The organism is Algicola sagamiensis DSM 14643 (assembly GCF_000374485.1).
GTDB classification, from domain to species: domain Bacteria; phylum Pseudomonadota; class Gammaproteobacteria; order Enterobacterales; family Alteromonadaceae; genus Algicola; species Algicola sagamiensis.
In genome coordinates this window covers 14,565-40,022 of sequence record NZ_KB894499.1, presented here as the reverse complement: position 1 = coordinate 40,022, position 25,458 = coordinate 14,565, and the positions used below count along the sequence as shown (strand labels likewise).

Sequence of the window (25,458 nt, the reverse complement as noted above, 5' to 3'; positions counted from 1 at the left end):
TATAATGATTTTCTATGATAGGTAAATCATTCTTAAGTTTGGATTTTAAGTCCAATGCATGCTTGCTTCTTGTTACGTATTTTGCGATTCTGAGACTTGAACATTTTGCGTCAATAATTTGTCATTGAAATCTAAATACTTGAATAAAAAGAAAAAATAAACATGGTATGACTCTTGTATAAGTGTCGCTAGAAAAGTTATGTGGCACTGGAGATCGCTGTGTTTGATTCAAATTTTCCGAAAGACATTACTGATGTTGTCTCTCTTGATGGTTTTTCTGCGCTCGATCATCCCACTGATGAAGCGGATGAAATGATGCGGATTTGGCAAGAAATTGTGGATGTGCTTCCAGCTGGAGTCGTTGTTTTGGACCCTTCAGGTCATATTCGCCAAGTGAATCAGGCAGCAATCGATATGTTGGAAGAACCATTGGTGGGCGAGCAGTGGACGACGATCATTCAACGCGCATTTTCCCCAAGAGATGATGATGGGTATGAAGTATCGCTCGCTGACGGGAGGCGGGTCAGTATCTCGCTTCAGCCGCTTCAACAAGGGCAGCTGATATTATTAACCGATGTCACTCAAAGTCGAATGCTCCAGGACAAAATTTCTCATCTGCAACGATTATCATCATTGGGGAATATGGTGGCGTCTCTTGCACACCAAGTGAGAACCCCTTTGTCTGCTGCGATGTTATACGCATCAAACTTAAACAACCAACGAATTACCGAGTCTGCGCGAGAGCGCTTTCAGTCCAAATTAGTTGAGAGACTCCACGCATTGGAGCAGCAAGTCAACGATATGCTGTTGTTTGCAAAAAGTGGGACTGAACAAGTCCTTGAATCGGTCAGTTTACAATCTTTACTCTCTCAAGTTTGTGCGGATGCAGAAGCTGGGGTGAAGCAATATGAGGGTGAACTAAGAATCTCAGTGCCAGATGAAGAAGTGATGCTGTGCGTCAATCAGGTTGCGGTATCCGGTGCATTGCAGAACTTGATCCAAAATAGTCTGCATGCGGTAGAAAATACACCTGTGATCCGTATTCAAACAGAATTGATGGCTGATAGAGTGATCATTTCAGTGATTGATAATGGGGTGGGTATTCCACAGTCAATGCACGATAAAGTTTTTGAACCTTTTTATACATCGAAGTCCCACGGGACTGGACTTGGATTAGCGGTTGTTAGAACCGTTGCGACTGCCCATCAAGGGGGAGTTAGAATTTGTCCTGAGCAAAAATTCGGTACAAAAATGCAATTTTGGCTACCGATCGAAGATACGCAGGAGGATGTCGCATGACACAGTCACGTTTATTGATTGTCGAGGATGATCAGGCTTTACGCGAAGCCCTTGTCGATACTTTAATGCTGGCAGGTTATCATTGCGTTGAAGCTGGAGAAGCTGCGGAAGCATTACAAATTTTATCTCGTCAAAGGATTGATATGGTGATCACGGATGTGAACATGCCGGGTATGAATGGGATGGAGCTACTCGACGAAATCAAGCAGTTACCTCAGTCTATCCCTGTGATCATTATGACTGCTTTCGCTAAAGTTGATGATGCAGTCAATGCCATGCGTCAAGGCGTGATTGATTACATGACTAAACCATTTTCACCGGAAGTTTTGGTCAATGTCATCGGTCAACATGTTCCAGCACAAAAAGTCGAGTCCCAAGAGCCTGTTGCAGAAGATAATGCTTCGAAACAATTATTGATACTTGCGAAGAAAGTTGCAGTCTCGGATGCCAGTGTAATGGTATTAGGACCCAGTGGTTCTGGTAAAGAAGTGCTCGCCCGCTACATCCATGATCACTCCAATCGTGCAACAGGCCCTTTTATCGCTATCAACTGTGCTGCAATCCCAGAAAATATGTTGGAAGCAACCTTATTTGGCTATGAAAAAGGCGCATTTACGGGTGCTGTCAATGCCTGTCCTGGCAAGTTTGAACAAGCTCAGGGGGGCACAATTCTGCTTGATGAAATTACTGAAATGGACTTAAACCTTCAAACAAAATTACTTCGCGTACTTCAGGAGAAGGAAGTTGAGCGCCTAGGTGGACGTAAGGCGATTCAGCTTGATGTTCGTATTATTGCAACAAGTAACCGAGTGCTGAAAGATGCTGTCGCTGATGGGCTATTTCGAGAAGATTTATATTATCGTTTGAATGTCTTTCCACTGACGTGGAAGCCACTAGGAGAGCGTCCAGCAGATATTGTTCCACTTGCAGAGCGATTGCTGGCTAAGCATAGTCAACAACAGGGCAGAATTGCGCCTGAACTCTCGGAGGATGCAAAGAGAAGACTGACGCAATATCAATGGCCAGGGAATGTGAGAGAGCTGGAAAATGTGATCCAGCGTGCGCTGATTTTGACGTCACAACCTATGATCCACGCGACGGATATCCTGATTGAACATGAAGAAGCAATGATAGCGTCTCAGTCGCATGATCAAACAGGAAACCCATTTAAGAATGAGCTGAAGGAGCAGGAGAGCCGTATGATCCTGCAAGCGTTGGAACAATATGGTGGAAGTCGTAAAACTGTTGCTGAAAAGCTTGGCATCAGTCCAAGAACCCTCCGATATAAAATCGCGAAGATGCGTGATGCTGGTGTCAAAGTGCCTGCCTAGCCAAACGATGTGCACTATGCCTGGGATGTGTACTATGCCTGGGATGTGTACTATGCCTGGGATGTGCGATGTACCTAAATCAAGTGTTATGTCTTCCGATATGTGCTTCAGATGATAGTACACATCTTTTCTACTTTAAATGATTAAAAAATAACAACTTTTTTTGGCACGATAGCTGCATCAATTCTGCTGTGTAATTTTTTTGACGCGGAGGAATGTGGGATGGAAATCAAGGCAAGTGACTTGTATTCACAGATGCAAAGTATGGCGACCCAAGCAACTGGCTTACCCCAAGATCGCCCTGCTCAACCCCCGACTGAAATCAATCCTTCGAAAGCTGATTTTGGCGACATGCTGAAAAATGCGATTGATAAAGTCAATGATACGCAGCAATACGCAAAATCAATGGTCACCGCTGTAGAAATGGGAGACCGCTCTGTTTCATTGGCTGAAGCAATGATTGCAAAAGAAAAATCAAGTATTGCTTTTGAAGCCACGGTTCAGGTCAGAAATAAGTTGGTTGAAGCTTATAAAGAAATTATGAGTATGCCGGTTTAATCGGTGAAGTTTATGAAGATGTGTCCCAAAGTCGAGGAAATATTGTGGCAGATTTAGATAACGAATTAGCGCTTCCAGACCCAGGTATGGACTCCCCTCCGAATCAGGAGCAGAAGTCCGGGTTTATGAATGCCTTAAGTAATGTCGATATTTTGCGTCAAGTGACTTTGGTGATTGCCTTAGTGATCTGTGTTGCGATTGTCATCGCGATTATGTTCTGGGCCAACCAGCCTGATTATCGTCCACTTGGCAAATACGATACAGAGGAACTCATCAAAGTTCTCGACTTTTTAGAAGCAAACGAAATGGAATATAAGCTTGCTGGAAACAAAGTGGAGGTGATCGCAAAGGAACATCAAAATATTAAGTTGATGATGGCACGGGATGGTTTGGATGAAGGCCCTAAAGAAGAAGGGGAAGCCATATTGATGGCTGAGCAAGGGTTTGGTGTCAGCCAACGATTGGAATTAGAACGCTTAAAGCATAGCCGTGAGAAAAAACTCGCACGCACTGTTGAAGAGTTAAAGAATGTTACCAAGGCGCGAGTGCTGCTTGCACTGCCAAAAGAGAATATTTTTGCCCGTCACAGAAAAAAACCATCAGCGACAGTTGTTGTGACCATTAAGAAAGGTCGCATGCTCTCTGGTGAAGAAGTCGATGCGATTGTTGATATTATTGCATCAGCTGTTCAAGGGTTGGTGCCTGCTCGGGTGACAGTCACCGATCAAAATGGTCGTTTACTCAATTCCGGTTCGCAAGACTCTATTTCTGCTCGTTCGAGAAAAGAATATGAAATCGAACAAAAACGTGAGCAGGAATACCTGCAAAAAATTGATTCCATCATGATCCCAATCGTCGGTTTGGGAAATTACACCGCGCAAGTTGATATCACGATGGATTTTACGTCAGTGGAAGAAACGAAGCAGCGATTTAACCCAGATTTACCGGCTGTTCGTTCTGAAATGACAATCGAAGATAACAGCATTGGTGGTGCGGCAAGGGGGATCCCTGGCGCCCTGACCAATCAACCTCCAGTTGATTCATCTATTCCTGAAAGGGCCAAAAAGTCAGAGGGTGGCGGCGCCGTCCCTGGTAGTTCTCGTAAAGAAGCAACTCGAAATTTTGAGTTGGACACCACCATTAGTCATACACGCCAGCAAACAGGTGTGATCCGTCGTTTAAGTGTTTCTGTTGCTGTTGATTATGTTTTAGCACCCAAGAAGGAAGGTGAGGGTGAAGGCGAAGGAGAAGGAGAAGCGGCTGCGCCAGAGCGTCTTCCACGGTCTCAAGAATCACTCGCAAGCATTCGTCGTCTATTACAGGGAGGAATCGGTTTTGATATGCAGCGTGGGGACTCGCTGGAAGTGGTGACGATTCCATTTGTTCGAGTGGAAGAACCACAAGAGGAAATCAAGCCATTCTATCAAGATCCGATGATCATCGAAGCGGCCAGATGGCTTGGTGCAGCGCTGATTGTTGTCGTGTTGATCCTAGTCGCAGTCAGACCGATGCTTCGTAAGTTGATTTATCCTGAGGATACCTCCGAATACAGCGAAGATGCATTATCCTTAGGCGTAGACTTAGGTGATGACACAATTGATATGTTGCAGCAAGATTTTGATTCGTCCGCGATTGGATTTGGTGCAGACGGAACACTGCAATTACCTGACTTACATGGTAATGAAGATCTATTAAAAGCAGTTCGGGCATTGGTTGCGAATGAGCCTGAACTGTCCTCTCAAGTGGTAAAATCATGGTTAATTGAAGATGAGTGATGAAGAAAAGGCGGCCCCGGCGTTTGATGTTACGAAGCTGGAAGGCATAGAAAAAGCGGCAATCCTATTGCTCAGTTTATCAGAGGAAGATGCTGCGCAGATCCTGAAACACCTTGAGCCAAAACAGGTGCAAAAGGTGGGTTTGGCGATGTCGAGTATCGATGATTTAAGCCAGGATAAAATCACTGCTGTACATAATTTGTTTATCGAACAGATCCAAAACTTCAGTACCATCGGATTCCAGAGTGAAGAATTCATCAAGAAAGCATTAACCGCTGCACTGGGTGAAGAAAAAGCGGGTAACCTGATTGAACAAATCGTGATGGGGAGTGGTGCGAAGGGCCTTGACTCCTTGAAGTGGATGGACTCGAAGCAGGTTGCTAATATCATTCGTAATGAGCACCCGCAAATTCAAACTATTGTATTAGCTTACCTTGAGCCAGAACAATCCGCAGAAATTATTGGGCAGTTCCCCGAAAAAGTTCGTCTTGATCTGACGATGCGGATTGCCAACTTAGAGGAAGTGCAACCAGCAGCACTCCAAGAATTGAATGAAATCATGGAGAAACAGTTCGCAGGTCAAGCAGGTGCACAAGCCGCGAAGATGGGTGGTCTGAAAGCTGCAGCAGATATCATGAACTACCTCGATACCAATATCGAAGGCCAGTTGATGGACTCTATTCGTGAACAAGACGAAGAAATGTCGCAACAAATTCAAGATCTCATGTTTGTCTTTGACAACTTGATCGATGTGGATGATCGAGGCATTCAGGCAATCCTGCGTGAAGTACAACAGGATGTACTAATGCGTGCGATTAAAGGTGCAGATGAAGGTGTCAAAGAGAAAATGCTTAAAAATATGTCCAAACGTGCTGCGGAAATGCTGGCTGATGACCTCGAAGCGATGGGGCCTGTGCGAGTCAGTGAAGTGGAGTCGGCGCAAAAAGAAATTCTGTCCATTGCCAGACGTCTTGCAGATGCAGGTGAGATCATGCTTGGCGGCGGTGGCGGTGAAGAATTCTTGTAAGGTTGTATAGATGGCAGAAATCAAAGGCACAAAGCCTATCCCAGAATCGGACGAATTGTTAGAAATACTGAAAAAGTGGAAATTGCCGCAATACGAAAAAATTGCTAATAAGCATGATGATCGTGTCAGTAATGTGCTTGGTAAAACGATCGAATCCTTTTATGTAGAAGAGGAAGAAGAGGAAGAGCTCAAGCCGCCCACCGCGGAAGAAATTGAAGAGATCCGTCAGGCAGCATATGAAGAAGGCTTTGCAGAAGGCAAAGAAAAGGGCTTTGAAGAGGGATACCAGGAAGGCCGTGAAAAAGGCTATGAAGATGGCATGACCCAAGGGCTGGCAGAAGGAAAGCAGACGGCTTGGGAAGAAGCTCAGCCGGAAATCGAAGAACGAAAATCTTTGTTTACTCACCTTGCTGAAGACTTACAGCATCCTCTTCGGGAACTGGATGATGCGGTAGAACAAGAGCTGGTTTACTTAGCGACGTCACTTGCTGAGGCGGTTGTTGATATTGAAATTGAAGTCAATGCTGAAATTGTCAAAAAAGCGATTGAACAAGCGGTTACAGCACTGCCAATTGCAGATGCACAGTGTGAAATCAAGCTGAACCCAGAAGATTTTGCCTTTGTCACGGAAGCATATACAGAAGAGGAGCTGGAAGACAGAGGGTGGCACCTTGTACCTGATGAGCATGTAAAACGCGGCGGTTGTATTGTAGAAAGTCATCGTTCTGTCATTGATCGCACGATCTGTGAGCGGGTTCGTCTCTCCATTTACGAATTCCTCAAATCATCAGGGATTGAGAAAGAGGAAGAGAAGTAATGCCGTTAACGCTTGCCTCACGTCTTCATAAATATCAGGATTTTGTCCGTCCAACGACACCTGTTTCGTCTGGGCGTTTGACCCGTGTTGTTGGCTTAACCTTTGAAACAATTGGTTGTAAGGCGCCATTGGGTAGTTTATGTCTGGTTGAGTCGATGAATGGCCCAGTCAAGGCAGAAGTTGTCGGTTTTTCAGGGGAGAATCTGTTTTTGATGCCCTACGAGGAAGCGGCGGGGATCTTACCTGGTGCGAAAGTTGTTCCACAACTCAACCTTGAAGGCATACCTGTTGGCATGGAGTTGCTCGGTCGTGTCGTCGATGCTGTTGGAAATCCTTTAGATGGTAAAGGACCACTCAAAGCAAGCGCTCGACTCCCGCAAATGAAAAAGAACATTAACCCACTCACTCGCCGACCCATTTCTGAACCGCTCGATACAGGAGTGAAGGCCATCAATTCGATGCTGACTGTTGGCCAGGGACAACGGATGGGGCTTTTTGCTGGGAGTGGTGTGGGTAAAAGTGTACTTCTCGGTATGATGACCCGAGGAACCAATGCGGATGTCATTGTTGTTGGTTTAATAGGTGAGCGGGGTCGAGAAGTCAAAGAGTTTATTGAGGAAAGTTTGGGAGAAGAAGGCGGAAATCGAGCTGTTGTTGTTGCTTCACCCGCTGATAACTCACCTTTGATGCGTCTAAAAGGATGTGAAACGGCAGTGGCAATGGCGGAATACTATCGCGATCAGGGGATGAATGTTCTTTTATTGGTTGATTCAATTACCCGATATGCGATGGCTCAGCGGGAGATAGCCTTGGCCGTGGGTGAACCACCTGCAACCAAAGGTTACCCACCATCTGTATTTGCCAAGTTGCCGACGCTTGTGGAACGTGCCGGTAATGGCGGAGAGGGACAAGGCTCCATTACTGCTTTTTATACGGTGTTGTCAGAAGGCGACGATTTGCAGGATCCAATTGCCGATGCGGCAAGAGCGATCCTCGACGGGCATATTGTGTTATCCAGACATCTTGCTGATTCCGGTCATTATCCGGCAATTGATATCGAGCGATCCGTCAGTCGTGTGATGCCACAGGTCACGAGTTTGGAACATCAACGTCATATGCGTGCATTTAAGCAGCTCTACAGTGCTTATCAGCAAAGTCGAGATTTAATTTCGATAGGCGCTTATGCGGCAGGAAGTAACCCACTTGTGGATTTGGCGATCCAAATGTTGCCGCAAATGAACGGACTACTACAGCAAGAAATGCACGAAATCGTTCCTTATGATGAGGGACTCGAAAGTCTCGTGTCTTTAGTCGGTTCTCTGGTTGAACCTGAGGTTGCAGGGTGACTAGGCAACTAGAGTTGGTTCTTCGCATTGAGAAAGAACGAGAAGATGAAAAAGCAAAGTATTTGCAAGAAGCACGTGCAGAACTCCTTGCGGAACAAAAAAAAATGAAAGGCATCGAGTCCTATCGATTGGATTATATGCAGGAAATTCACCACCGAGCACAAGGTGGTGTTTCTGCCCAGCAAATGAATGCATTTCAACAGTTTATTGATAGCTTGGATAAGGCGGTTGTACAACAAGGAGAGGTCTTACGACGGCTAAAAATGGTGGTTGACCAACGGATCCAACAATGGCGAGAACAACAACAAAGACGTAAAGCAGTTGAGCATTTATTAGAAAAAAAGCGTCAGGAACAGGAAAAGTTGTTTGCAAAAGAAGAGCAAAAAATTATGGATGAATACGCGACGCAGCGATTTATTCGCCATCCTGAACGCTAATGTTTAAATATTGGCCCGAATATTGCTCGTTAGATAAACACTGCATGAATGTTAGCAACGAAATAATCCGTAATTTTGGATGTGGGGTCTCTTATGAAGCATATGATTTCTATCGATCCAGTCGCACAGTTGAGCAATATTGGAAAAGTTGAACCACCGAAGCCAGTGCAAACACAGCAAAGTGACTCTTTTGGGCGTGTACTTGCGCGTGAAAATACACAGCAGCAAGCCCCAGAGCGGCAGAAAAATATTCAGCAAGATAGAGCAAAACCAAAGGAAAATGAACCGCTTAAATCACGGGATAAGGATGGGCCGAAATCACATGAGGTTGAGCGGCCTGATGCACAAAAAAATGAGACAAGATCAGAAGTAAAAGAAACCGAACAACCTGATCGGGCTGAGCAAGATCGGGATACACAGGAGAAAGATAACCAGGAACAACAATCGCAGGATAATCAAGCAGAAAAAGACATGGAAGCTCAGGAGACAGCTGAACCGACAGAGCAAGGAGATGAAAGTAAAGTCGTCACAGATAATGTGGACCAAATTCTTGCTCTGTTGGAGCAAGCTGGTGAACAGTCAGAAGAGATGTCTGAGGACGCTTCGGAAACGTTGATTTCTCAGGTTGTGGCAAAAGCAGTGAAGAGCGATCAAGAAGAATCGCAGGATGATGAAGAAGTGATAGTGAAGTACATCCAACGGGATGAATTTGGTCATATTGTCAAGGAAATGAACGTCAGAAATGATGATGAACAAGGACAAGCAAATGATGAACATGGACAGGCAAATGGCTTGTCAGCAGAAGAGCAGTTGGTCGCACTGGAAAGAAGACTAAACGAAGAATCAAAAGCACAGAATCAGCAAACACAAGGAGATGAGGACGCAGAGAGTCAAGCACCCAGGTTTGGTCAATTTTTAATGAGTGAGTTGAGAAAAGAGACCAAAGCAACAGGAAAAGGTGAAGAGAAGTCCAGTTCTGCGAAATCAACAGATGTGAATCCTGTTTTACAACAATTAAAAGGGGATGAACAAGCAGGTGATGAGGATTTCACGGATGTTGCCGCGCAAGATGGGATGAGCGAAGAAGATGAAGCTGCAATGTTAAAGCAACTGGAACCTGCGCAAGCTCGACTCCTGAAAGGGGAGACACAAAGTATGTTATCGGGTCAGTTATCTGGTGAAGAAGATCCGGATGTGTTGCAAGCTTTAAAGTTTATTCGTCGTGGTGCAGAACAGCAACTTCCTCGCTCGATGCAGCCAAGTGCGAAAGCAGAAAATATTCATCGAGCAGCAGAGCTGATGACACGCACGGAGCTGGCAACTGGGATCAGTCTTCGTGACAAGGTAATGGTGATGTTGCAAACGCAAAATGGTGTGGCAGATATTCGCCTTGATCCGCCGGAGCTTGGCAGCATGCAAATTAAAGTCAATCTTTCGAATGATCAGGCGTCTGTTCAGTTCACAGTTCAAAACCCACAAGCAAAAGAAGTATTGGAACAAACCCTGCCGAAGCTGAAAGAAATGCTGGAAGAGCAAGGGGTTAACTTGGGTGAAAGTTCTGTGCATCAGGAAGAAAAACAGGCTGGGAATGAAGAAGAGGCAGAAGATTCATATTCAGGTCAGTCAGATGGATTGTTTACAGAAGAAACAGAAGCACTTGAGGGGATACTGGATCCAGAATATTCACAGATGCTATCCCCGACAGGGATTGACTTCTATGCCTGATTTTTACTGGAATAAGACATTGTTTTTATACCAAAAGATGTCAAACTATTTATAGGATCGGGTTGGTTTTCTTAGATGACACTTTATGGGGATTAATTCATGGCTGATGAAGGACAGGATCTCGAAATAGGAGATGCCGAAGAAGGGGGCAGTAAGAAGCTGATCATCATCATTGCTGTGGTTGTGTTATTGGTAGGTGGTGGTGCAGCTGCATTTTTCTTGATGGGGGGGGACCCTCCACCACCAGAAGAAAACTTGGCTGAAGAAACAACGCAGGAAGAAACACCAAGGGCCGAGACAGGCTCCGCGCTCTATGTCGCGATGCCGCGCCCATTTGTGTTTAATGTGCCAGGGTCGAACCGGGACCGATTGGTTCAGATAAAGGTTCAGTTAATGGTCCGTGGTGACGAAAACGAAGAAGCGGCTCAACAGCATATACCCTTGATAGAGAGTACGTTGCTCGGCACATTTAGTGGTTCGAGCGCGGATGAACTTGGTACAACGGCGGGCAAAGAAGCTTTAAGAAGGAAAGCGTTGTCTGATGTTCAATCGAAAATGAAAGACGTCGCGGGCACTCAGGTAGTTGAACGCGTTTTATTTACTGGATTTGTGTTGCAGTAGGGGCTTATGGCAGTTAGTGATTTACTTTCCCAAGACGAGATTGATGCGCTACTTCATGGCGTCGATGATGTTGAAGAGGAAGAAGGCGGCGGTCCAGATGGTGAGCCAGGCAGGCCCGCGAGCGATTATGACTTTTCATCACAGGATCGGATTGTCCGGGGACGGATGCCGACACTGGAAATTGTCAATGAGCGCTTTGCTCGGCATATGCGGATCAGCTTGTTCAATATGATGCGCCGGACGGCTGAAGTCTCGATCAACGGTGTTCAGATGATCAAATTCGGGGAATATGTTCATACATTGTTTGTTCCGACGAGTTTGAATATGGTGCGCTTTCGTCCACTCAAAGGGACTGGACTCATCACGATGGAAGCACGACTGGTGTTTATCCTTGTGGACAACTTCTTTGGTGGTGATGGTCGATATCACGCAAAAATTGAAGGCCGGGAATTTACGCCAACTGAGCGACGGATCATACAGATGTTGCTCAAACTCATCTTTGAAGATTACAAAGAAGCCTGGGCACCCGTGATGGATGTCTCTTTCGAATATCTAGACTCGGAAGTCAACCCTGCCATGGCGAACATTGTCAGCCCGACTGAAGTTGTTGTCATCAGTTCGTTTCATATCGAGCTGGATGGTGGTGGTGGTGACTTTCATGTCTCTCTTCCTTATTCAATGTTGGAGCCGATTCGTGAATTGCTCGATGCAGGGGTTCAAAGTGATAAACAAGATACGGATTTACGCTGGAGTAAAGCACTTCGAGATGAAATCATGGATGTTGATGTTGAGATCACAACGAAACTTCTGGACTTTGAATTAAGCTTGCAGCAAATCATGGATCTCAAGGAAGGCGATGTAATCCCGGTCGATATGCCGGAACACTTAACTTTATTTGTTGAAGAACTTCCCACGTACCGTGCGATCCTTGGTCGGAGTCGAGACAGCCTTGCAGCGAAGGTCATTGAGAAAATCAAACGTCCAGAATCTGTGAAGTCTGAGCTTCATGTACTGACCAAAGGAGGTAAGCGTTTGGACAGCGATTCCGAGCTTGAGGTATTGGCGGAAGATCTTCAGTTGTCAGATGATCAGTCAGAAGGTGAATGGTAATGAGTGATGACCAAGATACGATGGATGAATGGGCAGCGGCGATGGCCGAAGCCGAAGGTGGCGATGAGGAAGGGGGTGGCGATGAAGCCCAGATTGCAGAATTTGAAGAATTAACGGAAGAATCTGCACCCATCACCGCAGAAGAAAAGCGCAAGCTGGACACGATTTTAGATATTCCCGTGACGATTTCGATGGAAGTCGGACGCTCAAAAATTAGTATTCGAAATCTGCTCCAGTTAAACCAGGGATCAGTCGTTGAATTGGACCGCGTTGCAGGTGAGCCACTGGATGTTCTTGTCAATGGCACCTTAATTGCCCATGGTGAAGTTGTTGTCGTCAATGATAAATTCGGTATTCGTTTAACGGATGTCATTAGCCAGATCGAAAGAATCAAGAAATTACGCTAGTTGTCAAACACATATACATCTAGCATAAAACGAAAACGGTAAAGACATAAAAATAATTTGAAAATTAAAAGAGTATGAAAACAAAAAAATATAGTGCGCTAAGGATAGAATTTTCCCACATTTTCTTTCTTATTTTAGGCATTGGAAGTACACCTGCTTGGGCAGAGCCGACCAAAGCTTTACCTGATATTGGGATGATGCTTGTTTCTCTCTTGCTCATTATTGGATTGATCCTTGGTCTTGCTTCTTTAATGAAGCGATTTAACTTGGCAATGCCCGGACAACAGGGGATGAAAATCATCAGTACCTTACCACTTGGTGCAAAAGAAAAAATTATCGTCATTGAGGTTCAAGGAAAACAACACGCGCTTGGGATCACAGGACAAAATATCAATTACTTATTCCCAATTGAAGAACCATTGGAAAAGCCTGAGCCAAAAGAGTTTAAGAAGGCATTTGACTTGGAGCAGTTACTAGGGAAGCGACCATGAGTCGGCGAAGCTTTTTCTGGTTGATTGGCGGGCTGCTCTTGTGCTCATGGAGCGCTTTTGCTGCTCCGCCAACAGGGATCCCAGCAATCACTGTGACACCAAATCCAGGTGGTGGACAGGATTATTCGGTCACATTACAAATTCTGGCGATTATGACGGCGCTCAGCTTTATCCCGGCAGCCGTGATCATGATGACCTCCTTTACCCGCATTCTGGTTGTGCTTGCGATCCTTCGTCAAGCAATTGGCTTGCAACAATCTCCCTCAAACCAAATACTGATTGGCATTTCTTTGTTCTTAAGTATCTCTATCATGTCCCCGGTATTTAATGAAGTTCATGAAACCGCGATCCAGCCTTACATAAATGAAGAACTGAAGCCATTAGAAGCGTTGAAAACAGCAAAAATTCCAGTTCAGGAGTTTATGCTCTCTCAAACACGCATCAAAGATTTAGACACATTTGCGCAAATTGCGGGCTATGATCAAGTTGATTCGCCTGCTGATTTACCAATGACAGTGATCATTCCTGCGTTTATCACCAGTGAGCTTAAAACGGCATTCCAGATCGGGTTTATGTTGTTTATTCCTTTTCTGATCATTGATTTAGTTGTTGCGAGTGTATTGATGGCAATGGGTATGATGATGCTATCTCCAATGATAGTATCCCTACCATTCAAGCTGATGATGTTTGTGTTGGTGGATGGCTGGAATCTCGTGATGGGCACATTGGCAACGAGCTTTGGACTAGGAACTTAATATGACACCAGAAGTCTTTGTCGATATTTTGAGTGACTCGTTATACCTTGTGATCTTGCTTGTCAGCGCGATCATTCTCCCAAGTTTGGTGGTGGGCCTGATCGTGTCCATCTTCCAAGCCGCCACCTCGATTAACGAACAAACATTATCATTCCTACCAAGACTACTGGTCACTTTGATGGCCCTGATTGTTGGGGGCCATTGGATCACACGTCAGATCATGCAATTCACTATCGAGCTGATAGAGCGGATCCCGTCTGTGTTGGGTTGATGTAGGCTTGTACTTAAACCAGCACCCTGATACGCTGATTATTCTCTTTGAGAATAAACATAAAAGGGAAATTTGATGAATTTAAACCAAGTCACAATCAAGTCCTATGATCTTGAGATTTCAAAAACCTTCTATCAAAAAATGGGTTTTACGCTGATAGTGGATACCCCGCACTACCTTCGTTTTCACTGCCCACAAGGCGATGCTACTTTTTCACTCAGTCTCGTCTCAAAAGACACACCTTTAGATCCCAATGGTGTCTCCATTTATTTTGAGTTTCCGGATGCAGAGCAGCTCGATAAAAAAGTTGATGAGATGCTCCAAGTTGGGTTTGAATTTATGTCCATGCCTCAGGATGAACGTTGGTTATGGCGAGAAGCTTGTTTGCTCGATCCGATGGGATACGAAATCATTCTCTATCATGCTGGTGAGAACCGGGTCAATCCTCCTTGGCGAGTTTAAAGCACATGGAAGTTTCGTAACAGTGAATCTCGCATTGTTCGATTTTGATGGCACGCTTACGTTCTCAGATACATTTTCACCATTTCTCCGCGCTGTGATCCCAAAGCATCGGCGGCTATGGGGATATCCTCTCTTACTACCCGTTATTGTTGGCTATCGAGCTGGCTTTATTTCTGGAACGGTTTTGCGTCGAGCGGTTTGGTTTACGTGGGTTTAATGTGAATCAACTTCGTGAGCAAACAGGAGCATATGCAAGTGAGTATTTACAAACAGTGCTGAGGTCTCACGCAATGGCGCGGCTTTTGTGGCATTTGGATGCAGGAGATCGAGTTATCGTTGTATCTGCTTATTTGGATGTCACCTAGCCGATTGGTGCAAATAGGTAGGCGTTGAGCTGATTTGTTCTGAGCTAGATTAACATATTTGTTTCTATTCTGTTTCACTTTTGTTTTGATATCGGGTAAGGTGTTCACTTGATGTAAAACGATTAAGAAATAAGAATTATAAAATGTTGTTGTCAAATATAACAGGGACACCAATCCTGTTTCTCACGACCCCTAGCGAACCTGAGGGGATTGTTGACTTATCAAAAACAGAAAAAACAACAGAGGTAGAACCTGTCACCATCCATACCGTCACATCTGGAATTACTGAGAAACACCAACTTGCTTTAGCAAAGTTTGCAAAAGAAACGGGGAATATTATCGCCTTTCGTCCCGTCGATCCTTTAGCAACACAACTTGTGGAAGAAGGTTTACCGACCAAGAACTTTCATATCAAAGGAAAAAGTGCATCCTGGGGACCGATGGCAGGATTTATTCCTGTTGATCAGCGGTTGAGTAAGCTAGAGGGCAACGTCAGAGCAAATGTATTTAGTCATAAAGTAAAGGCTTGCTTGAAAGAAGGGCATGCAGTTTCTGGCCCGCTCGTGATCAGCCAAAGCCGTTTAGAAACACTTTTTGAGAAAGGCATGTTGGAAAAGCAGGGGAATAGGTTTTTTGCCAAAGGTCCAAGTGGCGCAGAATACACCTTTATCGCTAAGCTTGCTCAGCTAGATGAAAATTCAGGACAGTCACAAATTTTTCAGTTGAAAGATGGGAAGGAAGTGCCTGTTGAAGTTCTTTGTCAGCCAGAGAGTGGTTTGCCTTTAACAGCGGACTATGACTTGATGATGGTTGCGCCACCAATGGAAAAATTTGACTCGGAAGATTTACCACCGATTAAGTGGATCAGTCATGATGCATTTTTAAATCAGATGGAAAAATATAAGAATCCTTTGCCTGAAGCATTGCAGACATTCAAGGACAATGTGAGTGCGTTTTATGCTGGAGAAGATCCAAATATTGGTAATGCTTCTCAACGGGTGAAAAACATGATTGGTGCTTTAAATCAGGCGATGGGGTGTGAACCAGGACGAGAGGTTGTACACCATAATATGGATGCACATAGCCCAGCGGCGGATCCCAGTGCAAATTATCCGATGACGCTGTTTCTTCCGCGTCCATTTGGAGATTGGCAGCACCCAATCCTGACCATTGAAAATAAGGAAGCATTTATTCACTTCATTGAGCAGGCAAAAGATCATGGTTTTCATGTGCCACAAAACCCACTATGGGAAGAAGGTGTTCGTGATGCCCAGCGCCCAGCTTTTCGTGAAACGATAAACTATTGGAAAGAAAAGGAAATGACCCTTTAAGAATATCTCAGCATATGGAAGTAAATGATTGTAAATTTGTTTGCCTCTCATTTCTCGGTGTATTAATTATAGGTAAAAAATCATGTAGAACTATGTATGGAAAATACGAAAAACTTACTCAATTCTACCCATCGATTTTTCTTTGGACTGATATTATTGATATGGGCAGAAGTCGGTGTTGCGCATAGTGCCTTTATTTCTTTTTACCGCCTGGAACATACACCACAAGAGCTAACTTTAGTTGTGTCCCTGGCCCAGGCAACGGTTGTGACTCAATTCAATAAAAAAGAAGGAGCACCTCCATTTCAGCATTTATCGGGAGAAGAACAGAAGCAAAAGCTCGTTTTTTATCTGCAATCGCATATTCATTTGTACAATGTGAACAGCAGGCGAGCGAATCATCGGTTGGATTTAAAATTGAAGCATGTAGACATAGGCCAGCACGAAACAACCGTTGTATTTGAGATTGAAAAACCACCTAAAATGTTGGAAGGAATGCAGGTTACAATTGATGCGTTTGCAAATGGAGCCAATCATCATAACATTGTACATATCATCAAAATGGGACAGAAAAAGCGACTGATTCTGTCCAATAAAAATCAGTTTCAGGCGGTTTTGTAAGTTAAAACTATGTACTCGACTCAGTGAGCTATGATTACTTCTCAAAATAAAAAATAGGAAATAAACGATGAGTCATTATCACTTAATCAAAAGTCTTTTTTATTTTTTTATATCTTGTTTTGCTGCCGAGAGTCTTGCACTAACCGTTATTGCTCTGGATTGCAGTGGAAAGAATAATGCCCCACATTGGAGTGATTCGCCAGACTACATCACGGTGAGTTTGTATGACGCATACGATAGGCCCATTGTGAGTGATACGAAAGTCCCCTCAAAAAATCTTTGTTCTCCAGGGAACACGGTCGGTTTTAATGATCTGGTCACTAACGCTGAATACGATGAAGTGAAGCAGTTAAAAGTTCAAGCATCCGGAGCCAATAGCTTTTGGCTTGACCATGTGGTCATGTTTAAATTAATCCATGGTTTTCCGGTGAGTTTACTGGAATGGGGAAATAATGATGATAATCGAGGATGGACACTTTCAACTGATCCAGATGATGGCAATAATATATACACTCCTGCTCAAAGAGCATTCACTTGTTTAGTGTTTGAAGTTGGCGAAAATATGTCATACAGAAACCCGAAAGCGTGCTGATGGTTTATGTATTCGTAATGTAATCACTTTTTTGTCAGTCAGTTCTTGTGAGCACACGAAGCCTTCTCATGTCGTGATGACTGTATAAACGGGAGATATCACAGCGATATACTCCCATAGTACTGCTGTAATTGCTCTTCTAACTGCGCCTTGACACCTAATATGCCAAGCAAGATGTCTCCTGCCTGATCTTCTTGAACAGCAAGACGACTTTGTGCAAATAGCTTTTCTAGAATGGCTGTCTTAGGAAGTTCAGCGCCGAGTTTCCGTTTCATTCAATATGTAATCAATTGACTCTCTACAGAAGTAATGAAAATAGAACTCGTTCGAAATATAAACTTATTTTTGTTGTCAATATTAAACCACCTCCTGTGGAGGTGGTGATCGTTGCAACAGGTGTTCAGTGTAAGTTTCAGGTGGGAGAAAATTTTTCAACAATGAATGTTGTGTGATGTGGATTGATTGTATCAATCGTCACATGCACAGATGGTGATGCAACTTAACTATCTTTGAGGAACTCTCTGATTTCATCAAGGTGCTCTATGCCTTCCTGATAGCCAATTTCGATGAGCTTGCGTGTGTATTCTTTTTCGAACAGCAAGTAGCTGACGAGGCTGGAACCTGCCCCTTTTTTTACCCCAATGGAGGAAAGTAGCCAACGAACAGCGGTTGGCAAATACTCATAATATTCATCTGCCACCATGTCGATATCAATTTTAGGGTTGATACAAAGGGTTTCTATTGGCCTGAGAATTGTTTTTTCCTTTTGCTTCTCAGTGAGGATATTCAACGTATCATTGATCCGTTCCACCCGCTCAAGGTCGGAATCGAGTGTATCTGCAAAAATTGTATCTAATAAGTGACCGGAGATATCTGCCATGGATGGATGGCGGTGTTTTACTTTTTCCCGCTCAACAGGCGGTGGCGAAACGCCGATAATAAGAATTCGCTCTGCACCAAGATGGATTGCGGGACTGGAAGGTGCAACTTGGTGGACACTGCCATCACCGAAATAATCTTGCCCCACTTTAACACTTGGAAATACCATCGGGATCGCAGCGGATGCCATGAGGTGCTCAATGGTTAATCGAGTATGCTTCCCAAGACGCCTCGATCGTTCCCATTCATCTCGCAATTCACTTTGGAAGAAAGTAATCGAATCCCGCGTGTCGTAACATGAAGCTGTGACAGCAATGGAGTCGAGGTAGCCTTTATGAATATTTACGTCAATCCGTTCCAATTCAACCAATTGATTGAGCAGGATCCGTAATGGCGCATTATTGAATAGGCTATGCGGTCGGGTTGTTGCCATATCGCTTTGCATATTGCTGATAAAGCCACGGATCAAATGACCGAACGCACCCGGTATCGAGCAATGATAGACTTGGTGGGTGCGAAAGTTCTTCCAGACCCACTCGAGCTTTTTCACGCCCAAATGAAAGCATGATGCATAGCAGCTTAAGGCGGTCGCATTAATTGCACCCGCCGACGTGCCACAGATTATTTTAAATGGCAGGTAGCGCGTTCTCGGAAAGAGTGTTGTCATCGCTTTTAATACTCCGACCTGATAGGCTGCTCGCGCGCCGCCACCAGTCAGAAGTAATGCTGTAGATTTATCCCGGATCGTCAAAGCTGAAATTAGAGTTTTTTAAGAGACTTACAGATAAATCTATAATAAAACATTAGCAATACCAAACTACAAGACGCATAATTGATTCAAGAAGATGAAATTACCATAATAAAGTATGGATAAACCTGAAGTTCAGATGAACATGTCGGGTGAACATAGAAGTGATATGGGGTCACGATGCAGGAAAAGGGCACCAGTTTTGCGCTGTACTTCATGGGAGTTGTGATATCAACAGCTGTGATTGTCGTTGCAGTATTGAAGTTTATGGCGATGGAAAATCAAGGCGCGGATTTATTCCGTGACTTAAAGTTAGAACTACCGTCTTTTGGGCAGGAGCACGCACCAAAACCATCAGACGTTTATCCTTCGGAAGAGGGAGAACAATCGCTTTCTTCAATATCAGAAAAAAATCGCTATGCAGTAAACCCAAATATCGAGATCCATGATTTTGTTCCACCGTCACTCGAAGATAGTGATCCTTTTGTTAGACAAGCTCTTTCGGATATTTCTCTCCATCAATCTTTGATGGAGCTTTTAGTCGATAGAGAGTTGATTCAAAATTTCGTCATTTTTGTAGATAACCTATCTTATGGCCAAGTTGAACGACGCTTCTCACCATTCCATGCCCCTCAACTGAAGTTTCGAGTTCAGCAGTCGGATGGCGAAACATGGATGGGCGCCCAAAGTTATCGACGATTTGATATTTATCTGTCGATCTTATCCTCAATCGATCCTGAAAACATGGTCCTCCTTTATCGTCAGTATTATCCACTCGTTGAAGATGTGTATTTGGAACTCGGGTATCCGGATAAGTCGTTCACCCAGACTTTGATTGAGGCTATAGATAGAGTACTTGCTGTGAAACCAATTGGTGCTGAGGTTGAGGTGCATCGACCTAAAGTGATGTATCAATATGTCGATGAAGCTTTGGAGAACGCAACAGAGTTAGAGAAATTACTCTACCGGATGGGGCCAGAGAATATCTTAAAACTACAGTCTATTTTATTGGCTTATCGGAAGCACTTGGTGAAATTCGTATGAATGAATATCTTGAGGGTGATCAAATTCCGACTCGGGGTAATGCATTTAGTCGTTGGTTAGGGCATACAGTTTTATCATTACTCGGTTGGAAAATCACGGGCGTGATCCCTAATCGTTCTAAATTAATCATTGCTGTTGCACCCCATACATCAAATTGGGACTTTGTGGTTTGCGTGGCGAGTATGCTAGCGATGGGGATTCAATTAAACTTTTTGGGCAAGCACACCATTTTTATTGGCCCATTTAAGCGGATATTGGAGTGGTTGGGTGGCATTGCTGTTGAGCGTTCAGCACATCATGGTGTTGTGGATCAACTCGCAGAGCAATTTGCAACACGAGAGCAAATGATCTTGGCGCTTGCACCAGAAGGAACCCGCAAAAAAGCGTTTCGTTGGAAAACCGGGTTTATTTCTATTGCCTCCAAAGCAAATGTGCCTGTCATGTTGGCCGGTCTGGATTATAAAGAGAAAGAAGTCCAACTGGGACCTTTGTATGAAATTTGTGAGGAACCTGAGGTGGAATTGAAAAAAATCCAGTCTTGGTTCTCTCAAGTGACTGCAAAGTATCCAAACAACACCTGATTTAAAAGTTTTGCTTGATTCCTCGCTGAGTATCCGTAGAATCATTCGGGCAAACACAATGGTGACTCCATTGGTCCTCTCGCAACGATACCTTGTGAACCCGGTCAGGCCCGGAAGGGAGCAGCCGCAGCAAGCGACTCGTGTGCCGGGATGTGGCTGGTGGAGTCGCCACCCAAATCTCAAATCTCCTTTCTCTCGTATGACGAGTACGAATCTGATCTATTTTCGTTTTTCTAACTTCCATCGAAGCCTAGTGATTTCGCGTTTAAATATTTTGTATTCATGTGTAAATTAATCGAAAAGATTTCTTAAAACACGAGGTTGTTCATTTTTTGTTCATTTTTATCTCTGTAGAATTTTTCCAAGTGAAAGTGGTTAGCCAATAAAGGTGTTTTGATGTTAAAGCTATCTCCAAAGACAATTTCTACAGTACTTCTCGGATCAACAATGACAGCAGCTTATGCTGCACCTCATGAACATTGTGGTATTCAACAAGATACCGTTCACTCTGAGACGCCAGCCCAGCTAAAATTAAAAGTGGTTCATTCGCCATGGGTTTTGCCCGAAATGATTGTTGGTATTGAGCAAGTGGATGTGCATGGTGATGAACAACTAGAACTCGTTGTGATTGGCCAGCAGAATATTTCTGTCTTGGATGGAGCAACTCAAGATTTGATCAAACAGTTTTCATTTGGTGTTCAAAGTGCAGATGGCTATGCGCTGGGATATTTTACACAGACAAATCACATTGAATTAGCGCTTGCAGATGGTCAGGTTTTTGATTTGTCAGGAATGAGCGAAAAGCTCGTGTATACCTTCGACTTGAGCCCATTTGGTATTGCAGCAGGTCAAAAACTTTCAGCATTACCTGCATGTGGCGCAAGTCAGGAGCGTTATATTGATGCTGCTTATGAAGTGGTTTCAACCTCTTTTGCAGGCATACAGCAAACTAAAACAGCACTTACTGCCGGTCAGCAAAACCTGTTGGGTGTTGCAACCAAGGATCAACTGTTTGCACTCAATCTCGACTTGTCGCAAGAGGTTGCAGCCCTTCGTCTTGGTGGCGGAAATAAAGCGCCGTACGCGGAAAGCTCTTACTTTACTTACAGCTGGGATGGTGACTACATCAAAGTGGAAGGGAAATTTGCAGCAAAAGACCCTGAGTATGAAAAAATCACTTTCCATGTTGTGAACGGGCCGTATTTTAAAACTGGAATCAAAAACAATAACGCTCGATTAGGGGAAGTGAAAGTGGACAACATGCTTGGCACATTCTCGTATGAAGCTTATCTTCCGGTGCTTGAAGGATCGAAGCGCTCTTTTTATGACTATGTGCTTGAGTTTCAGTTTTATGCCGAAGATGCGAGTAAGAACCGTTCTTTAATCAAAAGAACTGAGCTTCGTCCAGATGCTTCGCAATTAGGGCAGAAGCAACAAGGAGAGACTGTTACCTCAAATAATAACGGTAAACAAATCAGTAAGAAGAAAGACCAAGAAGGGGCATTTTTCTTTCTGTTGGCACCATTACTTGTTCTGGTAAGGCGTTATAAATCTACATTGTAAACAGCAAAGAAAAGTCGTACAGCTCATAAAATGAAGCTGTACGACTTTTGGCTATGTCTAATCAAGTCTTTGGATCAATTATAAATATTCCACAAAGATATATTCAGTCTGATTTTGTGGCAGATTAAACGATGGGTAATGTTGTTTTACTACCCATTTTCCTTGTGTACTATCCCAACCAATCGTGGTTTTTGTAACTCGGATATCATCTGTGTATTGCGTTTTTTCTAACAAGTGATCTTTTTTCGGGCGTCCATTTGTGCCTTGTTTTTTGGTAGAACGTTGGAGACTTCGATTACCATATCCTTGGAAGCCTTTCCCAATAGAATGACGGTGAACCACATAAACCTGATACGGTTGATCTGGGATCACACGAGGGGCTTGATTATAGCTCTCACCAAAATTTACACCGTGACGCGATTGAACACGATCAAAGGCAACTTGACGTGTTTGCACCCAATCTTTGTGACTGCTGAACTTCGTAGCATCATCGTTTGGAGAAAAGCGACGATCCGGTGTTTGGCCTTTTTTGATCCGCTGTTTGAGTTGTTTATTGGATACGTCTGGGCCATGGCGTGCAATGCTATGTCCACCATCAGCTTGTTCAAGTCGTGTTGCTTTTTGCTTATAGTTTTGCTCCGTTTGTGGTTTGATATTTTTGCGGTTCCCACCACTGAGCGCACCATTTCTCTCAAAAGACCCATTTGGCTTTTTGATAAAGTGCCCATCAAATTTCTGATCACTAAAACGAACATAACGATTGCGCCAAGTTTGCTGATACACTTGCACTTTGCCATCTGTTGTCTTGGTGATCATGGTCTGTTTACCATTCACCGTTTTTGAGATTTTGATGTTGGCGGGCAGGTTTCGATAATTGGCTTGGTAAGTCCGAAGTGGAAGCTTACTTTTGGAAACAGTGTTGACCTTAGTCCTGGACAGTTTTCGAAAAGGCGCTGCACCAATGGCACGGACCCTAGTCAGCCTTAATCCACTGCTAAATCGCGGTCTGACGAAAGCACCTCTTAATGCACCTTTAAATGCGCTTCCGATTGCAGCAAACTCGGATACAGTAAAAGCAAAGTTGAGTAGCTTTTGCCACTCTGGCACTTCTGGCTTTCTGGCAAAAAACTCTGCACGTCTTTCTGAAAGGGCACCAGCCAGTGAGCTTTGATCTGTTTCAAAACGGGGCTGGACACAGGTATCAGAGAGTGCTCGAATGGTTTTACCCGCAACATAGCTGGTATCTTTTTCACAATCAGTTGTGATGTGTGTTGGTCGATAGAGGTTAAAAATCTTACGGGTATTTTTACCTCGGTAGTCGAGAACTTCTATCCCAATGGATTGGGCGAAATCGAGGTGAGTTGGTAAAGAGACGAGTAGATCAGAACTTGGATCAAACTGGACTTGGTAGGCGGCTTCAAATTTATCATACAGTTCCATGGTTGCAGCAAGCAGCTTTGCGCCATTACTGCCATTTTCGTTGTAAAATGTCTTTGCTGCCGCTTCACCAAATGCATCTTCATAACGTCCCATAACATAACCCATAAATGCAAGGACCATTGGGATGTCATCACCGATTAAAATCGGACCTCTTGGTTGATCATCACGATATCCACCACGGTTGATATCGAATTCATCGTACCATTTTCTTGCGGTTTGGCTGAGGTGATCTGGTGTGTAGGTTTGATAGCCAGAAAGTTGGGTCAATAGTTTTACTTTTTGCGTTTCATTGAGATCAGAAATTGTCGTAAGGACTTGTGTGACGATAGATTCTAATTGCTGATCAACATCATTTTCTTGGAATAGGAGTTGTGATGTCGTTGCACCTTCCGCGATAATCTCTTGCCAACGTTTTCGATGCTTCTCAAGAATTGCATAAGGGTTAATATCTACATTCTCTTGATTGGCTGTGTAAATTTTTAACTCAAGTAGATGGTCGATCTGTTTGAGTGGATCTTGTTTGAGAGACACGACTTGGCAATTTTCCTCACAATCAGACTTTTGTAGGTGACTGACAAATTTTTCAGTATCCCAAGCGCTTGGTCCTGTGAGTTTTGGATCTTGATTGACGTTAAAGATATTGTCAGGGTATCTTGCTTTTTCTTCCTCAGTGAGCTGAAAAAGAATTTCTTTTCTGACAAATTCAATCCGCTCATCCATGAGCTCAGTTTGCTGCTGCTCTAGCCAATTCTCAAATTCTTCCTGTGGTAATGGATTGTCATTGGCCTTGACTGATGTGCTGGTCATTAGAACCATGCCGATTAAAGCGGAAAGGTGTGTTTTGTTGTTTTTCATGAAATACCATTTTGTTATTGGAAAAAACGACTACTAGATAGGTACAATTAATTCCATTTTCGAATTAATTGAATGGTTATTTTGTTTTTTGTTTTCAATCTAGCACTTTTAAACTGAACGATAGCTGAATGAAAGTTGTATATTTTTTAAATATATCAATCTTTTGTTTGGAATTTTTATGAGTAAAGGGTATTCAAAGGGAGAGTTGATATCAAAAAGGTCCAGCTAATGGCTGAACCTGTATCTCATTTCATATGTCGGATCACCAGTCTCCGTCATCATCGTCAGGATCGTTATCCGCAATAACTTGGACAGTACCACCTGTTTGCGCTGCAAGCTGTTTTAAGAATTCAAAAGTGGGAATACTTTCGGTCCCGAAGACTTCATAGGCCGTATGACGACCAATATCTGTATAGGCAACCTCATTATTGAGCCCAGCAATACTGACCGTACTGGTAAAGATGGTCGCATTAAACTCAATAGGCGGTAATTCAGTCAAATACTTATCTGTGACTTTATCCTGCCAGTTGCCGCCACCACAATGAGCAACAGGACTGTCATTCTCTTCCCCGTCGGTAGAACCAAAAACGCGTAATCGTGCGCCGTTATTCGCCTCATTGGTGAAGTTCGCCCGTAAATCATCTGCGGCAACACACATAGCTTCCGCCAGTGCCGTGGAACCCGTGCAACCCTCAGGGGCTAGATTATTCACAGCATTCATAGCTTCAACAAAACTCCCAGTAAAGCCACCCGTCAATGATGTGAGTTGCCCACCGGAGTTAAACGTACGAATATCAATTTGTTGACCATTTAATTGAATAAAAAACTTCGAGATTTTCCCAATCGCCTGATGTCTGGAATACGCACATCGTGATTGACCATCCAGCCGTTTCGTCGCCATTGATCCACTTTGATCCATAACCAGAACCCCGTAAGAGTCGGCCGCAAAAGTAGAAAATGAGCATGCTGAAATGGCAAGTGCAAGAAGTGTTTTTTTCATGATCCAA

Annotated in this window: 27 protein-coding genes and 1 other RNA gene; 24 read left to right on the top strand and 4 right to left on the bottom strand. The window is 43.8% G+C overall.

The window, feature by feature from the left end; translation table 11 throughout:
• The first annotated feature begins 219 nt into the window (after positions 1-219).
• From C505_RS0113285 to C505_RS0113190, 20 genes are all read left to right on the top strand, one after another.
• Entirely contained in the window at positions 220-1,299 is a 1,080-nt protein-coding gene (locus C505_RS0113285) for a sensor histidine kinase (RefSeq protein ID WP_157369036.1), read from the top strand.
• Positions 1,296-2,630: a sigma-54-dependent transcriptional regulator gene (locus C505_RS0113280; protein ID WP_018693108.1), complete on the top strand. Its 1,335-nt coding sequence runs from the start codon at positions 1,296-1,298 to the stop codon at positions 2,628-2,630. Before C505_RS0113285 ends, C505_RS0113280 begins: the two co-directional genes overlap by 4 nt.
• A 222-nt stretch (positions 2,631-2,852) precedes the next feature.
• Positions 2,853-3,188, top strand: a complete 336-nt coding sequence (fliE, locus tag C505_RS0113275; protein WP_018693107.1) for a flagellar hook-basal body complex protein FliE — start codon at positions 2,853-2,855, stop codon at positions 3,186-3,188.
• Between the two features lie 86 nt (positions 3,189-3,274).
• A complete protein-coding gene (fliF, locus tag C505_RS0113270; protein WP_051090610.1) occupies positions 3,275-4,963 on the top strand; it encodes a flagellar basal-body MS-ring/collar protein FliF in 1,689 nt (562 codons plus the stop codon).
• Positions 4,956-5,990, top strand: coding sequence for a flagellar motor switch protein FliG (fliG, locus tag C505_RS0113265; protein ID WP_018693105.1), 1,035 nt, complete (start codon positions 4,956-4,958; stop codon positions 5,988-5,990). Before fliF ends, fliG begins: the two co-directional genes overlap by 8 nt.
• Before the next feature lie 10 nt (positions 5,991-6,000).
• Entirely contained in the window at positions 6,001-6,807 is an 807-nt protein-coding gene (fliH, locus tag C505_RS0113260; RefSeq protein ID WP_018693104.1) for a flagellar assembly protein FliH, read from the top strand.
• A complete protein-coding gene (gene fliI / locus C505_RS0113255; RefSeq protein ID WP_018693103.1) occupies positions 6,807-8,153 on the top strand; it encodes a flagellar protein export ATPase FliI in 1,347 nt (448 codons plus the stop codon). The genes fliH and fliI overlap by 1 nt, the downstream gene beginning before the upstream one ends.
• Entirely contained in the window at positions 8,150-8,590 is a 441-nt protein-coding gene (gene fliJ / locus C505_RS0113250) for a flagellar export protein FliJ (RefSeq protein WP_018693102.1), read from the top strand. Before fliI ends, fliJ begins: the two co-directional genes overlap by 4 nt.
• 93 nt (positions 8,591-8,683) lie before the next feature.
• The gene (locus C505_RS0113245; RefSeq protein ID WP_083938346.1) at positions 8,684-10,315 is read left to right on the top strand and encodes a flagellar hook-length control protein FliK; all 1,632 of its coding nucleotides are present in this window, start codon (positions 8,684-8,686) and stop codon (positions 10,313-10,315) included.
• A gap of 99 nt (positions 10,316-10,414) precedes the next feature.
• Positions 10,415-10,936, top strand: a complete 522-nt coding sequence (gene fliL, locus C505_RS0113240; protein WP_018693100.1) for a flagellar basal body-associated protein FliL — start codon at positions 10,415-10,417, stop codon at positions 10,934-10,936.
• A 6-nt stretch (positions 10,937-10,942) separates the two neighbouring features.
• Entirely contained in the window at positions 10,943-12,046 is a 1,104-nt protein-coding gene (fliM, locus tag C505_RS0113235) for a flagellar motor switch protein FliM (protein ID WP_018693099.1), read from the top strand.
• Positions 12,046-12,453 carry a flagellar motor switch protein FliN gene (gene fliN, locus C505_RS0113230; protein WP_018693098.1) on the top strand — a complete coding sequence of 136 codons (408 nt, stop codon included), beginning with the start codon at positions 12,046-12,048 and terminating at the stop codon, positions 12,451-12,453. Before fliM ends, fliN begins: the two co-directional genes overlap by 1 nt.
• 74 nt (positions 12,454-12,527) lie before the next feature.
• Positions 12,528-12,944, top strand: a complete 417-nt coding sequence (gene fliO / locus C505_RS0113225) for a flagellar biosynthetic protein FliO (protein WP_018693097.1) — start codon at positions 12,528-12,530, stop codon at positions 12,942-12,944.
• Positions 12,941-13,699, top strand: coding sequence for a flagellar type III secretion system pore protein FliP (gene fliP, locus C505_RS0113220; RefSeq protein ID WP_018693096.1), 759 nt, complete (start codon positions 12,941-12,943; stop codon positions 13,697-13,699). The genes fliO and fliP overlap by 4 nt, the downstream gene beginning before the upstream one ends.
• Position 13,700: 1 nt before the next feature.
• Positions 13,701-13,970, top strand: coding sequence for a flagellar biosynthesis protein FliQ (fliQ, locus tag C505_RS0113215; protein ID WP_018693095.1), 270 nt, complete (start codon positions 13,701-13,703; stop codon positions 13,968-13,970).
• 75 nt (positions 13,971-14,045) lie between these two features.
• Positions 14,046-14,432 carry a VOC family protein gene (locus C505_RS0113210; RefSeq protein ID WP_018693094.1) on the top strand — a complete coding sequence of 129 codons (387 nt, stop codon included), beginning with the start codon at positions 14,046-14,048 and terminating at the stop codon, positions 14,430-14,432.
• 22 nt (positions 14,433-14,454) lie between these two features.
• Positions 14,455-14,649 (top strand): HAD family hydrolase, encoded by a 195-nt coding sequence (locus C505_RS24370; protein ID WP_157369033.1) that lies wholly within the window; start codon positions 14,455-14,457, stop codon positions 14,647-14,649.
• Between the two features lie 291 nt (positions 14,650-14,940).
• Positions 14,941-16,128, top strand: coding sequence for an anthrax toxin-like adenylyl cyclase domain-containing protein (locus C505_RS22370; RefSeq protein ID WP_018693093.1), 1,188 nt, complete (start codon positions 14,941-14,943; stop codon positions 16,126-16,128).
• A gap of 96 nt (positions 16,129-16,224) precedes the next feature.
• On the top strand, positions 16,225-16,749 hold the full coding sequence (locus tag C505_RS0113195) for a hypothetical protein (RefSeq protein WP_018693092.1): 525 nt from the start codon (positions 16,225-16,227) through the stop codon (positions 16,747-16,749).
• Positions 16,750-16,816: 67 nt separating this feature from the next.
• On the top strand, positions 16,817-17,341 hold the full coding sequence (locus C505_RS0113190; RefSeq protein ID WP_018693091.1) for a hypothetical protein: 525 nt from the start codon (positions 16,817-16,819) through the stop codon (positions 17,339-17,341).
• Between the two features lie 98 nt (positions 17,342-17,439).
• Here the strand turns inward: C505_RS0113190 and C505_RS24365 are convergent, their stop codons facing one another.
• Together C505_RS24365 and C505_RS0113180 are read right to left on the bottom strand one after the other, a co-directional pair.
• A complete protein-coding gene (locus C505_RS24365) occupies positions 17,440-17,616 on the bottom strand; it encodes a hypothetical protein (RefSeq protein WP_018693090.1) in 177 nt (58 codons plus the stop codon).
• A gap of 224 nt (positions 17,617-17,840) precedes the next feature.
• Positions 17,841-18,971 (bottom strand): patatin-like phospholipase family protein, encoded by a 1,131-nt coding sequence (locus C505_RS0113180; RefSeq protein WP_018693089.1) that lies wholly within the window; start codon positions 18,969-18,971, stop codon positions 17,841-17,843.
• A gap of 177 nt (positions 18,972-19,148) precedes the next feature.
• Between C505_RS0113180 and C505_RS0113175 the strand changes: the two genes are divergently transcribed.
• The 4 genes from C505_RS0113175 to C505_RS0113165 all read left to right on the top strand — a co-directional run bounded on the left by C505_RS0113175 (position 19,149) and on the right by C505_RS0113165 (position 22,156).
• Complete coding sequence (locus C505_RS0113175; protein WP_018693088.1) at positions 19,149-20,012, top strand: DUF3014 domain-containing protein; 864 nt, start codon at positions 19,149-19,151, stop codon at positions 20,010-20,012.
• Complete coding sequence (locus tag C505_RS0113170; protein WP_018693087.1) at positions 20,009-20,593, top strand: 1-acyl-sn-glycerol-3-phosphate acyltransferase; 585 nt, start codon at positions 20,009-20,011, stop codon at positions 20,591-20,593. Before C505_RS0113175 ends, C505_RS0113170 begins: the two co-directional genes overlap by 4 nt.
• A gap of 68 nt (positions 20,594-20,661) precedes the next feature.
• Positions 20,662-20,758: signal recognition particle sRNA small type (gene ffs / locus C505_RS24080), an RNA gene on the top strand.
• 231 nt (positions 20,759-20,989) lie between these two features.
• On the top strand, positions 20,990-22,156 hold the full coding sequence (locus tag C505_RS0113165; RefSeq protein ID WP_018693086.1) for a hypothetical protein: 1,167 nt from the start codon (positions 20,990-20,992) through the stop codon (positions 22,154-22,156).
• Between the two features lie 78 nt (positions 22,157-22,234).
• Here the strand turns inward: C505_RS0113165 and C505_RS0113160 are convergent, their stop codons facing one another.
• Both C505_RS0113160 and C505_RS0113155 read right to left on the bottom strand, forming a co-directional pair.
• On the bottom strand, positions 22,235-24,451 hold the full coding sequence (locus C505_RS0113160; protein WP_018693085.1) for a hypothetical protein: 2,217 nt from the start codon (positions 24,449-24,451) through the stop codon (positions 22,235-22,237).
• Between the two features lie 262 nt (positions 24,452-24,713).
• Positions 24,714-25,451 carry a VWA domain-containing protein gene (locus C505_RS0113155; RefSeq protein ID WP_018693084.1) on the bottom strand — a complete coding sequence of 246 codons (738 nt, stop codon included), beginning with the start codon at positions 25,449-25,451 and terminating at the stop codon, positions 24,714-24,716.
• Positions 25,452-25,458 lie beyond the last annotated feature (7 nt).